General features: G+C 36.2%; 10 protein-coding genes. All 10 read left to right on the top strand.

Features of this window, described 5'->3' with window-relative positions; genetic code table 11:
• The 10 genes from HW119_RS16245 (at position 1) to HW119_RS16205 (ending at position 16,250) form a co-directional block, all read left to right on the top strand.
• Positions 1–3,117: an efflux RND transporter permease subunit gene (locus HW119_RS16245; RefSeq protein ID WP_177766393.1), complete on the top strand. Its 3,117-nt coding sequence runs from the start codon at positions 1–3 to the stop codon at positions 3,115–3,117.
• A gap of 17 nt (positions 3,118–3,134) precedes the next feature.
• Positions 3,135–4,433: a TolC family protein gene (locus tag HW119_RS16240; RefSeq protein WP_143884071.1), complete on the top strand. Its 1,299-nt coding sequence runs from the start codon at positions 3,135–3,137 to the stop codon at positions 4,431–4,433.
• A gap of 65 nt (positions 4,434–4,498) precedes the next feature.
• Entirely contained in the window at positions 4,499–5,068 is a 570-nt protein-coding gene (locus HW119_RS16235) for a DUF2652 domain-containing protein (protein WP_143884072.1), read from the top strand.
• Positions 5,069–5,181: 113 nt separating this feature from the next.
• Positions 5,182–5,631 carry a Fur family transcriptional regulator gene (locus tag HW119_RS16230; RefSeq protein ID WP_052217463.1) on the top strand — a complete coding sequence of 150 codons (450 nt, stop codon included), beginning with the start codon at positions 5,182–5,184 and terminating at the stop codon, positions 5,629–5,631.
• A gap of 95 nt (positions 5,632–5,726) precedes the next feature.
• The gene (locus HW119_RS16225; protein ID WP_038330938.1) at positions 5,727–6,134 is read left to right on the top strand and encodes a hypothetical protein; all 408 of its coding nucleotides are present in this window, start codon (positions 5,727–5,729) and stop codon (positions 6,132–6,134) included.
• A gap of 157 nt (positions 6,135–6,291) precedes the next feature.
• Positions 6,292–6,633 (top strand): DUF6660 family protein, encoded by a 342-nt coding sequence (locus HW119_RS16990; RefSeq protein WP_350320026.1) that lies wholly within the window; start codon positions 6,292–6,294, stop codon positions 6,631–6,633.
• A gap of 129 nt (positions 6,634–6,762) precedes the next feature.
• On the top strand, positions 6,763–11,118 hold the full coding sequence (locus HW119_RS16220; protein WP_084106824.1) for a CusA/CzcA family heavy metal efflux RND transporter: 4,356 nt from the start codon (positions 6,763–6,765) through the stop codon (positions 11,116–11,118).
• A 5-nt stretch (positions 11,119–11,123) separates the two neighbouring features.
• Positions 11,124–12,452 (top strand): efflux RND transporter periplasmic adaptor subunit, encoded by a 1,329-nt coding sequence (locus HW119_RS16215; RefSeq protein ID WP_177766391.1) that lies wholly within the window; start codon positions 11,124–11,126, stop codon positions 12,450–12,452.
• Positions 12,453–12,470: 18 nt separating this feature from the next.
• Positions 12,471–13,874 (top strand): dihydrolipoyl dehydrogenase, encoded by a 1,404-nt coding sequence (gene lpdA / locus HW119_RS16210; RefSeq protein ID WP_038330944.1) that lies wholly within the window; start codon positions 12,471–12,473, stop codon positions 13,872–13,874.
• Between the two features lie 186 nt (positions 13,875–14,060).
• Complete coding sequence (locus HW119_RS16205; protein ID WP_177766389.1) at positions 14,061–16,250, top strand: heavy metal translocating P-type ATPase; 2,190 nt, start codon at positions 14,061–14,063, stop codon at positions 16,248–16,250.
• Positions 16,251–16,288: the final 38 nt, after the last annotated feature.

Here is a 16,288-nt window from a genome sequence, read left to right as displayed (position 1 = left end):
ATGAAAAAAAAGATAAACCTCGTTGAGGCGGCAATGAAATATCCACAGGTACCGATAGCGATTACCGTTATCATGGTGCTTGCAGGTTTGATTTCATTATTGACAATGCCAAGGAGTGAAGACCCGCGTATAACAGTTAGACAAGGGCTTGTCGTTGCTTTTTATCCAGGAAGTGACGAAGAACAGATGGAGAAAGAAGTAACGGATAAACTGGAACAATATCTGTTCGGTTTTGAAGAAATAAAGAAGGAAAAAACACATTCAGAAAGTAAACCTGGACAGGTTGTAATCACAGTTGAATTACAGGACTATGTCAAGGATACTAAAAAATTCTGGAATACTTTACAGCACGGTTTAGATGCCAATATGCCTTTGATACTTCCGCGAGGCGTACAAGGGCCGTATGTGAACAGTGATTTTGGTGACGTGGTGGTTCAGATGATTGCTGTGTCTGCACCAGGACGTACATATGCCGAATTGGAAAATTATCTGGATGAATTGGAAGACGGTATTAAAACGATTCCTCAAGTTTCAAAAATAAAACGTTACGGAGGTCAGAAGCAACAGATATATGTCACACTTCGTGAAGATGTATTAAAACAATATGGTTTTGGCATCAATGAAATTGCTTCCACATTGAGCCAGCAGAATGTTACGATCCCAAGTGGAGATATTGAAATTGACAAAAATCGCTTATTGATTTTTACAGATGCTCAGTACCAAAATGAAAATGAAATCGGTAATCTGATTGTATATAGTTCTCCTCAAGGTGGTAATATCCGTTTGCAAGATATTGCCAAAATAGAACGAAGATATGAAGACCTAAAAAGTAAAATTACTGTAGCTGGTAATGATGTAATGATGCTTACTGTAGAAATGCAACCTGGTCAGAATATTGTTGACTTAGGTAAAGCATTGACCCAAAAAGTAACAGAAGTAAAAGAAGTTTTACCTGCAGATGTACAGGTCAATACCATTGTAGATCAGCCTGCTGTAGTAGATATGAACTTAGGGCATTTCTTTATTGAGTTTGCAATTGCCATTGGAGCCGTTATTCTGGTGGTAATGATTTTGCTTCCGTTTAGAGTAGCTACGATTTCTGCTATTGCGGCACCTGTAACCATTTTGGCGACATTTGCCATTCTGAATATGATAGGTGTAGAAATGCACCAGGTTAGTTTAGCTGCATTGATTATTGTACTTGGAATGGTCGTCGATGATGCCATAATTGTCGTAGACAATTATATAGAAAAAGTAGATGAAAAAGTACCGTCATGGACTGCTGCCTGGCAAAGTGCAACACAGCTTATGGTTCCGATATTCACTGCGACACTTACTATTGTTCTATCATTCTTACCATTAGCATTTACACTAACAGGAATGACACGAGAGTTCGTACAATGGATACCAATTACGGTTAGCATAGCCTTGGCAGTTTCATTCTTAGTCGCGTTGTTTCTTACACCATATATGTGTTATCATTTCCTTAAAAAAGGATTGAAAAACCATGATACACAAAAACCTAAAAAACGTAATTTCTTAGATAGAATGCAGGATGGTTTCGACAGAGCTATAGAGTTCTGTATGAAATATCAGAAAACGACTTTGTTTGCAGGTCTGGCGATTTTCTTCCTTTCATTTGTAGTAGGAAGCCAAGTGAAAACCGAGTTTTTCCCAATTGTGGAAAGAAATCAGTTTAATCTTGAATTGTGGATGGACAACGGTACAAATATTCACGAAACAGAAGCGGCAGTTAAAAAGATTGAAAAGGAAATCGCAGGAGACAAGCGTATTGTTACCACAGCAAGTTTTATTGGTACAAGTTCACCACGATTTTATTCAACATATTCACCGGAAAACCCGCGAGAAAATTTTGCGCAAATATTTATCAATACAGAAAGTAATGATGCCACAAATGAAATGATAGATGAATATGTTCAAAAATTCAATAATTTCCTGCCAAATGGATATGTCCGCGTTAGACAGTTAAGTAAAAAACAACAGCCTGCTCCGATTGAGATCCGTGTGATTGGTAAAGATATTACGCAACAGAAAAAAGTAGCCAAAGAAGTAGCTACAATACTAGAAAACACAAAAGGAGCAAACTGGGTACGTACAGATTATCAGGATGATTATGTAGGCCTTAAGGCTGTAGTAAAAGAAGATGTCGCTTTACGATTAGGTGTTACCAAAGCACAGATTGCACAGGCTTTAGGTGCTAAAATAAAAGGTTTTCCTATATCACAAATGTGGGAAGGTAACAAAGCCATAGATATACTATTGCGTACGGACGAAGCTGACAGGCAAGATCTGGATGCTTTGGGAAATATGTACATCACCTCATCATTTGGAGCTAAAGTACCTTTAAAACAAGTAGTGGATTTACAACCTTCATGGCATACGGGAGCTATTGTACACCGTAACGGATTGCGAACATTAACTGTTTCTTCTGAAGCACAATTGGGTAGAAAACCTGCTGAAGTGTTCGCCGAGGCACAACCGAAAATCGATAGCTTAGAACTACCTAAAGGAGTTAAAATTGCCTATGGAGGAGAGTATGAAGATGGTCTGGAAAGCGGTCCTAAAATGGGAAAAGCTTTTATGATAAGTTTCGTGTTGATATTCTTAGTTCTGCTATTCCAATTCAAACGAGTGGGCAAAGTGTTCATTGTACTGGCATCATTCCCATTGAGTTTACTTGGAGCGATGCTGGGATTATTTCTTACAGGTTATGAATTTGGTTTTATGGCAATTATCGGTATTACAGCCTTATTGGGTATTGTAGTTCGAAACGGAATTATCCTTGTAGACTACGCTGATGAATTGGTGCGTGATCATGGACACACGATTAAAGAGGCAGCTCTATTAGCGGCTAAGCGAAGAATGAGACCCATTTTTCTTACTTCTATGGCAGCAGCTATTGGATTGATCCCGCTAATGTCGAGTGGTTCTCCTGAGTGGGGTCCAATCTCGAGTACAATATCAATAGGTATTTTAGTCTCTATGGTTACTACCTTATTTATAGTTCCGGTATTGTATAGCAGATTCGTAAAACCGTCAAAGAAACCCTTGAATAAAGGTATACACGAGAAATATGATTTTCATCACGAAAGTTAATTGAAAAAAAATAAATCATGTTACAAAGAAAATATAAAATATTCGTAAAAGCTTTTGTATTTGCTTTTGCTGTTTTACAGGGAACAGATAACCTGTTTGCCCAACAGCAATTAACTCTTGCAGAAAGTAAAGAACTAACCCTGAAAAACAATTACAGGATTAGTAAAGCCAAAGAAGATGTTACTGCTTCCAGATCTGAGAAACAAATATCAGACGCGACGGCAAGACCCAAAATAGATGCTTCTGCAACTGCATTTTACTTTGGTGAGCCATTAAATTCCATGCTTCCTGAGTACGGTTTCGCCCCGATGGTAAGCGTTACTCAGCCTATTTATACAGGAGGAAAGATTAAGTACGGTAAACAAATGGCGGAAACCAATATAGAGATGAGCAATGCTCAGCAGAGATTGGTCGAAGACGATGTGTTGTTAGCTACCGAAACTGCCTATTGGATTGTAGTACAGGCTAAAGAAGAAATAAAAATGGAGAAACAAGTTAAAAGACAGTTAGCTTCCCATTATACTTTTTTAAATAATCAATTCCAGGCAGGTATTATTTATAAAAATGATGTGCTTCGGGCAAAAGTACTTCAAAATGAAAATGAAGCTCGATTACAGGCGGCTGAGAACAAACTAATATTAGCCAAAAAAAGATTAATCCAGTTAACTGGAATAGAAGAACAAACGGATATTGATGTAGTTGGTTCATTGAGTGATGATGAATTTAGAAACTATGAGATGTTACAAAGCGTACAAGTAAATCGTCCTGAAGTAGACTTAGCCACAAGTGCCATAAAAATGAGTGAACTTACAAAGAATATGCTCAGAGCCGATCTAAAACCGACAGTTGGCTTATCACTTAACGGAATGGCTGCCTTTGGAAAAGAAGGTATTAATTTTGGAGATCCAACCAAAAACAGTATGCTTACTTATTTCGGAATGTTAAGCGTAAAGATTCCCGTATTCGATTGGGGAAGTAAGCGAGAGAAAGTAAAGCAACAGGAAGCTAACATACGTTCGGCAGAATATGGATTGAGAGAACTTCAAAGCCAGATTAATGTGGAGATAGAACAAGCAACACTTAACCTTCAACTGCAGGCAAACAATATAGATTTAATGCAGGCTTCACTAATTGAAGCTGATGAAAATCTAAAATTAAGTAATGATCGTTTTCAAGCAGGAACTATCACTGGAGAAGATGTATTAATAGCAGAAACACTTTGGCAGCGTGCGTATAGCAGTATGCTTGATGCAAAAGTAAGATACAAAATTGCTGAAGCTGTTTATCACAAAGCCATCGGACAAATAAAACAGTAGTCATTAACAATATAATGTAGAGGCTCAATATGCCTCTACATTTTTAAAATTGAAATTATGATAAAATGATACAAGAACAGCATACTGATAACCCAAAAGGTGTATTGATGATACCGGATATTTCAGGCTTTACAGATTTTGTTGTCAAGTCGAATATGTTTGTTGGAAAATATATAACAGAAAATCTCCTGAAAGTAATAATGGATAGTAATATTCTGTGTTTTGAAATTTCTGAAATTGAAGGCGATGCAATACTTTTCTATAAGTACCAAAACTTACCGACGTTTGAAGAGAGTTTAATGCAGATAGAGCTTATCTACGGTAATTTTCAAAAGGAATTACAGCGCTTATCTCAACAGTTAGCAATAGAAATACCTCTTTCTTTAAAGACAATAGTCCATTACGGTGAATTTACCCAGTACAAAATCGGAAAATTTGAGAAACTTTATGGTGCACCTGTAGTAGAAGCACACAAAATGCTTAAAAATCATATTGCAGAATATCCCCCTTATGCTTTGTTTTCAAATGCTTTTTTACAAGCCAATTTTGAGCAACCTGAACAATCAACATTAGAATACGATAATTGCGAAGACTGTAAATATTTGCCCGAAATAGGCTACATTCACTATTTATAAGACAGTAACCAGTAAATCTCGTAAATCTATCAAAGAATATTACAAGATGGAATAAAATCGACTTCTATACTTTTACATTGGATTTATTAGCTCATTTAATCCATAAAAGCAAGATGAAAAGTTTAGAAGAAAGGTTAGAAAAAAGAAGTATAAAACCAACATCAGTTAGATTATTAATTTTTCAGACAATGTCTGAATTTAAAAAAGCATTTAGCCTGACCGATTTGGAAACGGAACTAGAGACGGTAAATAAATCTACTATTTTTAGGACCTTGACCCTTTTTCATGACAACTTACTCATTCATACGATCGATGATGGTTCCGGCTCAATGAAATATTCAATTTGTAGTGATTCATGTATGTGCAATGTAGGTGACCTACATGTACATTTCAACTGTAACCGCTGTAAGAATACTTTTTGTCTTGAAAGTATTGCTATTCCACCGATTCAGCTGCCAGATAGTTTTTTATTGGAAAGTATAAATTTTGTAATGAAGGGAATGTGTAATGAGTGTTCGAGATTTTTTAAGAAACAAATAACTCCAAATAAAACCGCATTTTAAAAAACAGCCATATGTAAATATGGCTGTTTTGCATTTGCAACCAGGTTCCCAAATACTACAGCTAATTTTGTTGTGTAAAAATTCATAATATAGATATGGAAAATAGATATAATAATAACTCGAAAATAAAATCAGGTTACGTAGATAACCCAGATTTTGAGGTAAAAAAAATTGAATGTGTAGTTTCTGAAAAAGAAACAATGTATACCTATACATCAATACTTCAATCTATGTCATCACACCCTATAGCAAGAGCTATTTTTAAAGTGTTGCCATCTGTACAATTATCAGACTATAGAATTGAAAAAGTTGAAGAAATACAAGGAGGAATTAAAGGTTTTATTGATAATCATGAAGTAATTATTGGAAATCTTGAATTGATGAAATGTTACGATTTTTATTATGATGAAAGCTTGAATCATATCAATGAAAAGGTGATTCTTGTAATGATAGATGATAGATATACAGGCTGCTTTATAATGAAAGAGGTGTTAAATGACTAAATTTATTTTAAATAAATTGCTAATTACATAATCTTTTATAGATTTCATTCATGAGAAAAATAACTTATTTGTTAAGTTGAGTGCTATTATATTTTTTGTAAGTTTGTACCGACTTATTGGAGGGATTATCAATCAATTAAAGTTTAAAATTAGAGAGGTGAAAATATTTGTATTTATATTCAGTGTTTATATGTTAGGGATGTCAATACTTCCCTGCACAGACGCTTTGTATGAATGTACAGCAAATAACAACCAGTTAGTAGAAATTGGACTATCACATGAAGATAATCATAAAACGGAACACAAAGATTTTTGTAGTCCTTTTTGTTCTTGCCAATGTTGTGGAACCATTACTGTAGCTATTTCGGATTTCAACATAACCGAAGTAGTATCCCCAAAACTTAAATTGAACGCTAAACAAAAGGTTTCTCTTAGAAATGTAAATCTCTATTCCCAATACTCCGGGAGCATATGGCAACCGCCAAAGATTAATGTTTAAAAAGTAATTACTAGTCTTTTCTCTTGCGCTTGTGAAGAATATTTCTTCGTGTGCGTCAGTAAAAATTATTGTACTATCATTTTAAATGATAGAAATCGTATATACTTTAAATATTAATACTAATCAAAAATGTTAGATAACATAATTAAATTCAGTATCAAGAATAAGCTCATTATTGGAGTAATGACTTTGCTGCTGATAATATGGGGCGTATGGAGTGCTACAAAACTTCCTATAGATGCCCAGCCTGATATTACAAATAATCAGGTACAAGTTATAACTCTATGTCCTACTCTAGCGGGGCAGGAAGTTGAACAATTAGTTACATTTCCAGTAGAGCAAAGTATTGTCAATCTTCCTGATGTGGAAGAGATACGAAGTATTTCCCGTTTTGGACTTTCAGTCGTTACCGTTGTTTTTAAGGATGAAGTAGACATCTACTTTGCTAGACAACTGGTTAATGAGAAATTGAAAGAAGCTGAGGAGCAAATTCCTGAGGGTGTAGGCACACCGGAACTATCCCCTGTTAGCACTGGCTTAGGTGAAGTGTATCAGTATATACTACATCCTAAAAAAGGTAGCGAAGACAAATATACCGCTATGGATCTGAGAACAATGCAAGATTGGATTGTTGCTCGTCAACTATATGGAACACCAGGAATTGCTGAAATCAATAGCTTTGGAGGGCTGCTGAAGCAATATGAAGTTTCTGTCAATCCAGATCGTTTAAGAGCTATGGATGTGAGTATTTCCGAAATATTTTCTGCATTGGAAACTAATAACCAAAATACAGGAGGTGCATATATTGACAAGAAACCCAATGCATATTTTATTAGAGGTGTAGGTTTGGTAAACACACTTGAAGATGTAGGGAATATTGTTGTAAAGAATATTTCAGGAGTTCCTATACTGGTAAAAGATGTAGCAGAAGTACGTTTTGGTAATGCCATTCGTTACGGTGCGCTCACCTACAACGGAGAGGTAGATGCTGTGGGAGGAATCGTCATGATGCTCAAAGGAGAAAACAGTGCCAAAGTGGTAGAACGTATTAAGGAGAAAATTCCGACAATACAACAATCTCTACCAGACGATATCGTTATCGAACCTTATCTCGACAGAACAGACCTTGTTGGACGTGCCATAGATACGGTTGAGAAAAATCTTATAGAGGGAGCTTTAATTGTAATTTTTGTCTTAATTCTGTTTCTAGGTAATTTAAGAGCTGGTTTAATTGTCGCTTCTGCTATTCCTTTGTCAATGCTATTTGCATTAGGTATGATGAGATTGTTTGGAGTGAGTGCCAATCTGATGAGTTTAGGAGCTATAGACTTTGGTTTGATTGTGGATGGTTCTTTGATTGTAGTGGAAGCAACAATGCATCATCTAGGGCTTAGAAAATCAAATAAGAGACTTACACAGGGAGAAATGGATGAAGAAGTGTTCGATTCTGCAAGAAAAATACGTACAAGTGCGGCTTTCGGAGAAATCATCATTCTTATTGTATACATCCCAATATTAACATTAGTAGGGATCGAAGGAAAAATGTTTACACCAATGGCTCAAACAGTCAGTTTTGCAATTATTGGAGCTTTAATTCTTTCATTCACCTATATCCCTATGATGAGTGCACTGTTCTTGTCAAAGAAACCTATCACAAAAAAGAACCTGTCAGATAAAATGATGGATTTTTTAAACAAAGTGTATCAGCCCCTTTTAGAAAAAGCTATTAGATTAAAATATGTAGTGATAGGATCAGCGGTAGGTTTATTTGCAATCAGCTTATTCTTATTTTCCCGAATGGGTGGTGAATTCTTACCGAAACTAGGTGAAGGAGATTTTGCAATGCATTGTATTCTACCTCAAGGGACTTCTTTAAGTCAAAGTTTGGAGACATCTATGCAAGCGTCTCGAATTCTGAAAGAATTTGACGAAGTTAAAATGGTGGTAGGAAAAACAGGTGCCGGTGAGATACCTACTGATCCGATGCCTCCGGAGGCTACAGATTTAATGGTCATTCTTAAGCCACAAAAAGAATGGAAAGAAAAAAAATCTTATGATGAGCTTTCAAACGAAATGATGGAAAAACTAGAAAGTATCCCAGGGGTTTTCTTTGAAGCTAATCAGCCTATTCAGATGAGATTCAATGAATTAATGACGGGGATTCGTCAGGATGTGGCAGTGAAAATTTTTGGAGAAAATCTGGATTCTCTATTGGTGTATGCTAATAAAGTTAATACTATAGTACAGACAATTCCGGGAGCGACTGCGCCACAAGTAGAAAGAGTGGATGGACTCCCTCAAATCAACATTGATTATGATCGGGCGAGAATTGCCAACTATGGTTTAAAAATTCAAGATATTAATGACATTGTGAGTACTGCCTTTGCAGGAAAAGCAGCAGGTGTAGTATATGAAAATGAACGAAAATTTGATCTGGTAGTTCGTCTGGACAATGAGCACAGAACCTCTATAGAAGATGTAAGTAATCTATTCATACCAACGCCTAGTGGAGAACAAATTCCGCTTTCTCAAGTAGCTGATGTCAACTATAAATTAGGTCCAGCACAAATAAGCCGTGAAGACGGAAAACGTCGTATATATGTTGGCTTTAACGTTCAGGGAAGAGATGTTGCAAGTGTGGTGAAAGATATTCAAGACAAACTCGCTCAAGAAGTGAAACTTCCGAGCGGCTACTATGTAACGTATGGTGGTCAATTTGAAAATTTACAAAAAGCAAGCGATCGTTTACTCATCGCAGTGCCGATCTCACTTCTTCTAATATTTGTACTTCTTTACTTTACATTCCGTTCACTTAAAGAAGCGGCACTTGTATATGCTGCAATACCTATGAGTGCCATAGGTGGAGTATTTGCATTGTTGTTGAGAGATATGCCATTTAGTATTTCAGCCGGAGTTGGTTTTATTGCTTTGTTCGGTGTGGCGGTACTAAACGGAATCGTACTTATAGCAACATTCAATAGGTTAGAAAAAGAAGGTTGGGATGACATAGTTGCACGGGTAATTGAAGGAACCAAAACAAGGTTACGTCCTGTTCTAATGACGGCATCTGTTGCCAGTTTAGGTTTTCTCCCTATGGCTTTAAGTACCAGTGCGGGAGCTGAAGTACAAAAACCTCTTGCTACCGTAGTAATTGGCGGGCTGATTTCAGCTACAGCATTAACACTCTTTGTTCTTCCGCTACTGTATTTGGTATTTATGAAAACAAATAAAGCAATGAATAATAATAAAATTAAATCGATAACTCCAATAATATTATTGGGCATATTTTTAGGTCTCTCACAAAATATTCAAGCACAAGATATTTCCGCAGATAAAGCTGTCCGAATTGCATTAGAAAATAATTCAGGAATTAAATCTAAAGATTTAGACGTAAGGGCAGCTGAAAGTCTGAAACGAACAGCTTATGAATTACCGAAAACCGAACTAAATATTCAATACGGAAATAACGAAGGATTTGAATATAATGATGGAGTTATGATTTCTCAAAACATTCCTTTTCCCACACTATTTGGAGCAAAAAAGGATCTTATTAAAGAAGAAATTAAAAGCAAAGAATGGGCAAAGGCTCTTTCAGAAAATGAATTAAAGAAGCAAGTACGTACCTATTATTATCAGTTGGAGTATCTTGAAAATAATGCTAAAAAACTTCAATACCTTGATAGCATTTATCTTGATTTTATAAGAGTAGCTAACTTGCGATATAAGACTGGTGATATTGGTAAAATTGATGTAAGTACAGCAAACACTAAACGAGGTGAAATCAACCTTCTTGCTCAACAAAATGAGGTATTAAGAAAAAATGCATACCTGAATTTAAAAAATCTAATGCAGATTGAGGAGGATTTCACCATCGAAAAAGCACTAGAATATAAGCCTGTATTTATAAGTGACATAATAGATAATGATGCTGTTAGGAATCATCCAAGTATTCAATCTCTGTATCAAGAAGCACTTGTTGCTGAAAAAAGTAAAAAGGTAGAAAGAGCGAATGGATTGCCAGACTTTACTTTAGGTTACAGCAATATCTCATTGATTGGTGAACATAGCAAAAATGGTGTAGAAAAGTTTTATGGAAGAGGTCAAAGATTTGGATTTGTCGATGTAGGAATTTCTATTCCAATTTTTACAACCACAAGATCAAGGGTTCGTTCGTTGGAAATTCAAAAAGAATCTGCAGAAATGAATGCGCAATGGCAGGAAAATGTTTTGAAAACAGAAATGAAAAATGCCATGACTCAATATGAGCAAAATGTGAGTCAGTTTAATTATTTTATTGAACAGGCAATTCCGAATGCAGAAGAAATTATAAATGCTTCACGTTTGGGATATAGCACAGGAGACCTTTCTTATGTAGAATATCTGTATGCCGTTCAAACAGCTACTGATACCTATTTAAACTATCTTAAAAGTATACAGCAAATAAATGAATCTGTGATTGTTATCTATTCATTAACAAATAAATAAACAAAATGAAAGTCAATATAATAAAAGTAACATCGGTGTTAAGTATTATTCTAGCATCCTTATTTTTGATATCATGTGGAGGTAAAGAGCATAAAGAAGGAGATGGACATGACCACTCTACTTCCCAAGAATCATCAAAAGAAAGTCACTCAGAAGAGGCTGAAAATATAGCAACGTTAACTGAAGACCAGATAAAGACGGCAGGAATTGAATTAGGAAGTATTGAGCAAAAGTCTCTAACGGCATCTTTAAAAGCCATCGGTAAACTTCGGGTTCCGAATAAGAGCAAAGCTAATGCAACTTCCTTGTTTGGTGGAGTTATTAAAACCTTAACTGTTGAACTTGGTGATTATGTAAGAAAAGGTCAGGTGATTGCAACTATCTCTAACCCTCAGTTTGTTCAGTTACAAGAAGAATACTCTTCCATCCAAAGCAGAATAACGTTTGCAGAACAAGAGTTAGAGCGTCAGAGAGAGTTGAACGAAGGAAATGCAGGAGCTAAAAAGAACTTACAAAATGCTACTGCAGAATTAGGTACTCTAAAAGCTAGAAAAGCTTCATTACAGCAACAAATTCAGATGATGGGAATTAACCCCAACAATATTGCTAATAATAATTTTCGTTCAAGTCTAACGGTAACAAGTCCAATTGATGGTACCATCAGTGATGTATTTGCAAAAATTGGAAGTTATGTGGACGTTTCCTCGCCTATTGTTGAAATTATTAATAATAGCTCTATTCATTTAGATTTACAGGTTTTTGAAAAAGATCTTCCATTAATCAAGGTAGGACAGAAAATTAACTTCACTATTACTAATAATCCGCAAAAAAGCTATGCCGCTAAAGTAACTACTATAGGATCATCTTTTAGTGGAGAAAGTAAATCAATTGCTGTTCATAGTGAAATTATTGGAGACAAATCAGGTTTAATAGATGGAATGAATATCACTGGGCTCGTAAGTCTTGATGATGTGTTGACTTCTGCTGTTCCAAATGAGGCAATTGTGGAAGCGGATGGTAAATACTACATATTTATTAAGACAGATAAGGAACCGGAAGAACATAATGAGGGAGGTCATGACGATCATGGTCATGGTCATGATGAAGGAGAAGCAACACATGGGCATAAAAATGAAAAAGAAGCTTCTGAGCATGCTACCCAAGCAGCACAGAAATCGAATTTTGAAAAAATTGAAGTAGCAAAGGGTACTTCAAACATTGGATATACAGCTATTACTCCGGTTAAAGAGATTCCACAAAATGCTCAGATTGTAACTAAAGGTGCTTTTTTTATTAATGCTAAGCTTAGTAATACAGGTGGTCATAGCCATTAACATAATTTAAAAAAAATCATGAAAAATAATTTTGATGTAATCATTATCGGATCTGGACCAGGTGGCTATGTAACCGCAATCCGTTGTGCTCAATTAGGCTTAAAAACAGCTATTATCGAAAAATATGCAGTACTTGGAGGAACTTGTCTAAATGTAGGATGTATTCCTTCAAAAGCAATGTTAGACAGTTCTGAGCGGTACCATGAAATCAAGGATAACGTAAATGTTCATGGGATCTCTGTTGATAATTTGCAAGTTGATTTGGAAAAAATGATTGCCAGAAAAGCAGATGTTGTTTCTAAAATAAACGGCGGTGTAAGTTATCTGATGAAGAAGAATAAGGTTGAAGTATTTCAGGCAACGGGATCTTTTGTGGATAAAAACACCATTCTTCTGAAATCCGAAAACGAAGAAAAAACAATTACCGGTAAAAATATCATTATAGCGACGGGCTCTAAGCCCGCTTCGCTTCCGGGAATTGACATTGATAAAAAAAGAATCATCAGTTCTACCGAAGCGTTGGTTTTAAAAGAAATTCCGAAACATCTTATCGTAGTTGGTGGTGGTGTAATCGGAATGGAATTAGGTTCGGTTTACGCAAGATTAGGAAGCAAAGTAACCGTACTTGAATATACAGGAGGAATACTTCCGAGTATGGACAAAAAAATGGGAGTCGAACTTCAAAAATCTTTAAAAAAGAATTTAGGTTTTGAATTTTTGCTAAATCATAAAGTTACCGGAGCAACCAATAATGGTGATAATGTAACCGTTACTGCCGAAGATAAAAACGGTAATACCGTAGCAATTGAAGGGGATTATTGTCTAATGGCAATAGGTAGAAAACCTTATACAACAGGTTTAGGTTTGGAAAATGTTGGAGTTGAATTGACTCCACGCGGACAGGTTGCCACCGATAGCAATCTTGAAACCAATGTAAAAGGAATCTATGCCATCGGTGATGTTGTTGTAGGACCTATGCTTGCTCACAAAGCGTCTGAAGAAGGTGTTTATGTGGCAGAAATCATCGCTGGGCAAAAACCTCACATTGATTATAATTTAATTCCTGGAATTGTTTATACCAGTCCTGAAGTTTCAAGTGTAGGGAAAACCGAAGAAGAGCTGAAAACTGAAGGGAAAAATTACAAAGTAGGACAATTTCCTTTTTCTGCATCAGGAAGAGCTATCACAAGTGGTAAAACAGAGGGTATTGCAAAAGTCTTGACAGATGCGGAAACGGATGAAATTTTAGGTTTTCACATTATTGGTGAAAGAGCCTCTGATTTAATAGGTGAACCGACTGTAGCAATGGCATTCAGAGCTTCAGCAGAAGATATTGCACGCATTTCGCACGGGCATCCAACGTATTATGAAAACTTGCGTGAAGCTTGCCTTGATGTTGATAAGATAGCTATTCATATTTAAATGAAAATTTTACAAGCCTTAATGTTTTTTTAGTAGCAAATTAAGGCTTGTATCAGTTTTTCGGGGAGTCTGAAAAGCAGTTTTGTATTTGCAACCAGGTTCCCAAATTTAGATTATAATTTTGCTGTACAAATAGGAATTAGTTAAAAACGACTACTAATACAGTTTACTAAAAAAATAATAATTATGTCAAAAATATGTTGCAGCACCGATGATGGTGGCCTGGATCTTACGGGTAAAAAACCGCACAAACATAAATATGATACTCAAGGTAATCAGTTGTGTTGTGTGAAAACAGAAAAAATTTATAAAAATGCCGGTGCGGCAGATTTGTTGAAAGATGTCAATCACGACGATCACGACCATAGTGGACACGATCATGGCGATGGTGATGGACACGATCACGGTAGCCACGACGATCATGACCACAGCGGACACAATCACGGAAAGAAAAAAGGCGGACACGATCATAGCGATGGCGACGGGCACGACCATAGCCACGATTTAGAAGATAAAACAGCTCTTCAGTTGTTTACTCCGGCAATCATTTCATTGGTATTGCTATTGGTAGCCATTGGTTTTGATAATTACTTTCCACAAACTTGGTTTACGGGTTGGGTAAGGATTATTTGGTATGTAGTTGCTTATATTCCAGTAGGTTTACCTGTTATTAAAGAAGCGATTGAAAGTATTCGTTACAAAGATTTCTTTTCAGAGTTTTTCCTAATGAGTATAGCCACTATTGGTGCATTCGCTATTGGGGAATATCCAGAAGGTGTTGCAGTAATGTTGTTTTACGCCGTAGGTGAAGTGTTTCAAACACTGGCTGTATCAAGGGCAAAAGGCAATATCAAAGCACTATTAGACCAAAGACCTGACGAAGTTACTGTTTTAAAGGACGGAAAAGCAACCATTATTCAAGCAGAAGATGCGAATATTGGCGATATTATCCAGCTAAAGCCTGGAGAAAAAGTAGGATTAGATGGTGAATTGGAGTCAGAAACGGGATCTTTTAACACGGCTGCCTTAACAGGAGAAAGTAAGCCGGATACCAAATCAAAAGGTGAAACGGTACTGGCAGGAATGATTAATTTGAATACAGTTAGTCAGATAAAAGTTACAACAGCTTACACGGACAGTAAACTGAGTAAGATTCTGGAAATGGTTCAGGATGCAACTGCACAAAAAGCACCTACCGAATTATTCATTCGAAAATTTGCAAAAGTATATACACCTATTGTTACTTTCCTTGCTATCGGAATTGCATTGTTACCAGCATTGTTTGTTTCCGAGTATGTGTTCAGTGAATGGTTGTATCGTGCTTTAGTATTTCTTGTTATTTCCTGTCCTTGTGCCTTGGTTATTTCTATTCCACTAGGTTATTTTGGAGGTATAGGAGCTGCGAGTCGCAATGGAATCTTGTTTAAAGGATCCAATTATCTTGACATTCTAGCCAGTGTTAAGAATGTGGTGATGGATAAAACAGGAACAATGACAGAAGGTGTTTTTAAGGTTCAGGAAGTGATTTTAAAACCTGAATTTGACAAAACTGAAATTCTGAATTTGGTAAACGCGATAGAAAGCCATAGCACACATCCTGTTGCGACAGCTATCTATAATTATGTCGGTGAAATAGATAATAATATCAAGCTAGAAAATACCGAGGAAATAGCCGGTCATGGTTTAAAAGCGACTGTAAATGGTAAAGAATTACTGGTAGGTAACTTCAAATTATTAGATAAGTTTAATATTAACCATGATGCTGATACCGCAAATATTGTTTATACCGTAATTGCAATAGCATATGGCGGAAAATTCGTGGGTTATTTGACCATTTCCGATAGTATTAAGGTAGATGCTAAGATTACAATAGACAAGTTGCGTAGTATGGGTGTAAGAGCAGTTATGCTAAGTGGAGACAAGAGCGCTGTAGTCGAACATGTAGCTGGACAATTGGGGATTGATAGTGCCTACGGAGATTTATTACCGGAAGACAAAGTAAGTAAGGTTAAAGAAATAAAATCCAGAAATGGCAGTGTAGCTTTTGTTGGAGACGGTGTAAATGATGCGCCTGTTATTGCGTTGAGTGATGCTGGGATTGCAATGGGAGGATTAGGTAGTGATGCCGCTATTGAAACTGCTGATGTTGTCATTCAGGATGATATGCCATCCAAAATACCAATGGCTATTAATATCGGAAAACAGACTAAAAAAATCGTCTTTCAAAATATAGCATTGGCATTCGGAGTAAAAGCAATAGTGCTTATACTCGGTGCAGGAGGATTAGCCACTATGTGGGAAGCCGTATTTGCAGATGTAGGTGTAGCTTTATTAGCTATTCTAAATGCGGTTCGAATTCAAAAGATGAAGTTCTAACTAAGAAGCTAGACTGCCGCAAGAAATCTTGCGGCAGT

It is taken from the genome of Flavobacterium sp. I3-2 (assembly GCF_013389595.1).
Lineage (GTDB): Bacteria > Bacteroidota > Bacteroidia > Flavobacteriales > Flavobacteriaceae > Flavobacterium.
The sequence above is the reverse complement of the archived record's forward strand: the minus strand, read 5'-3'. Positions and strand labels throughout refer to the sequence as shown.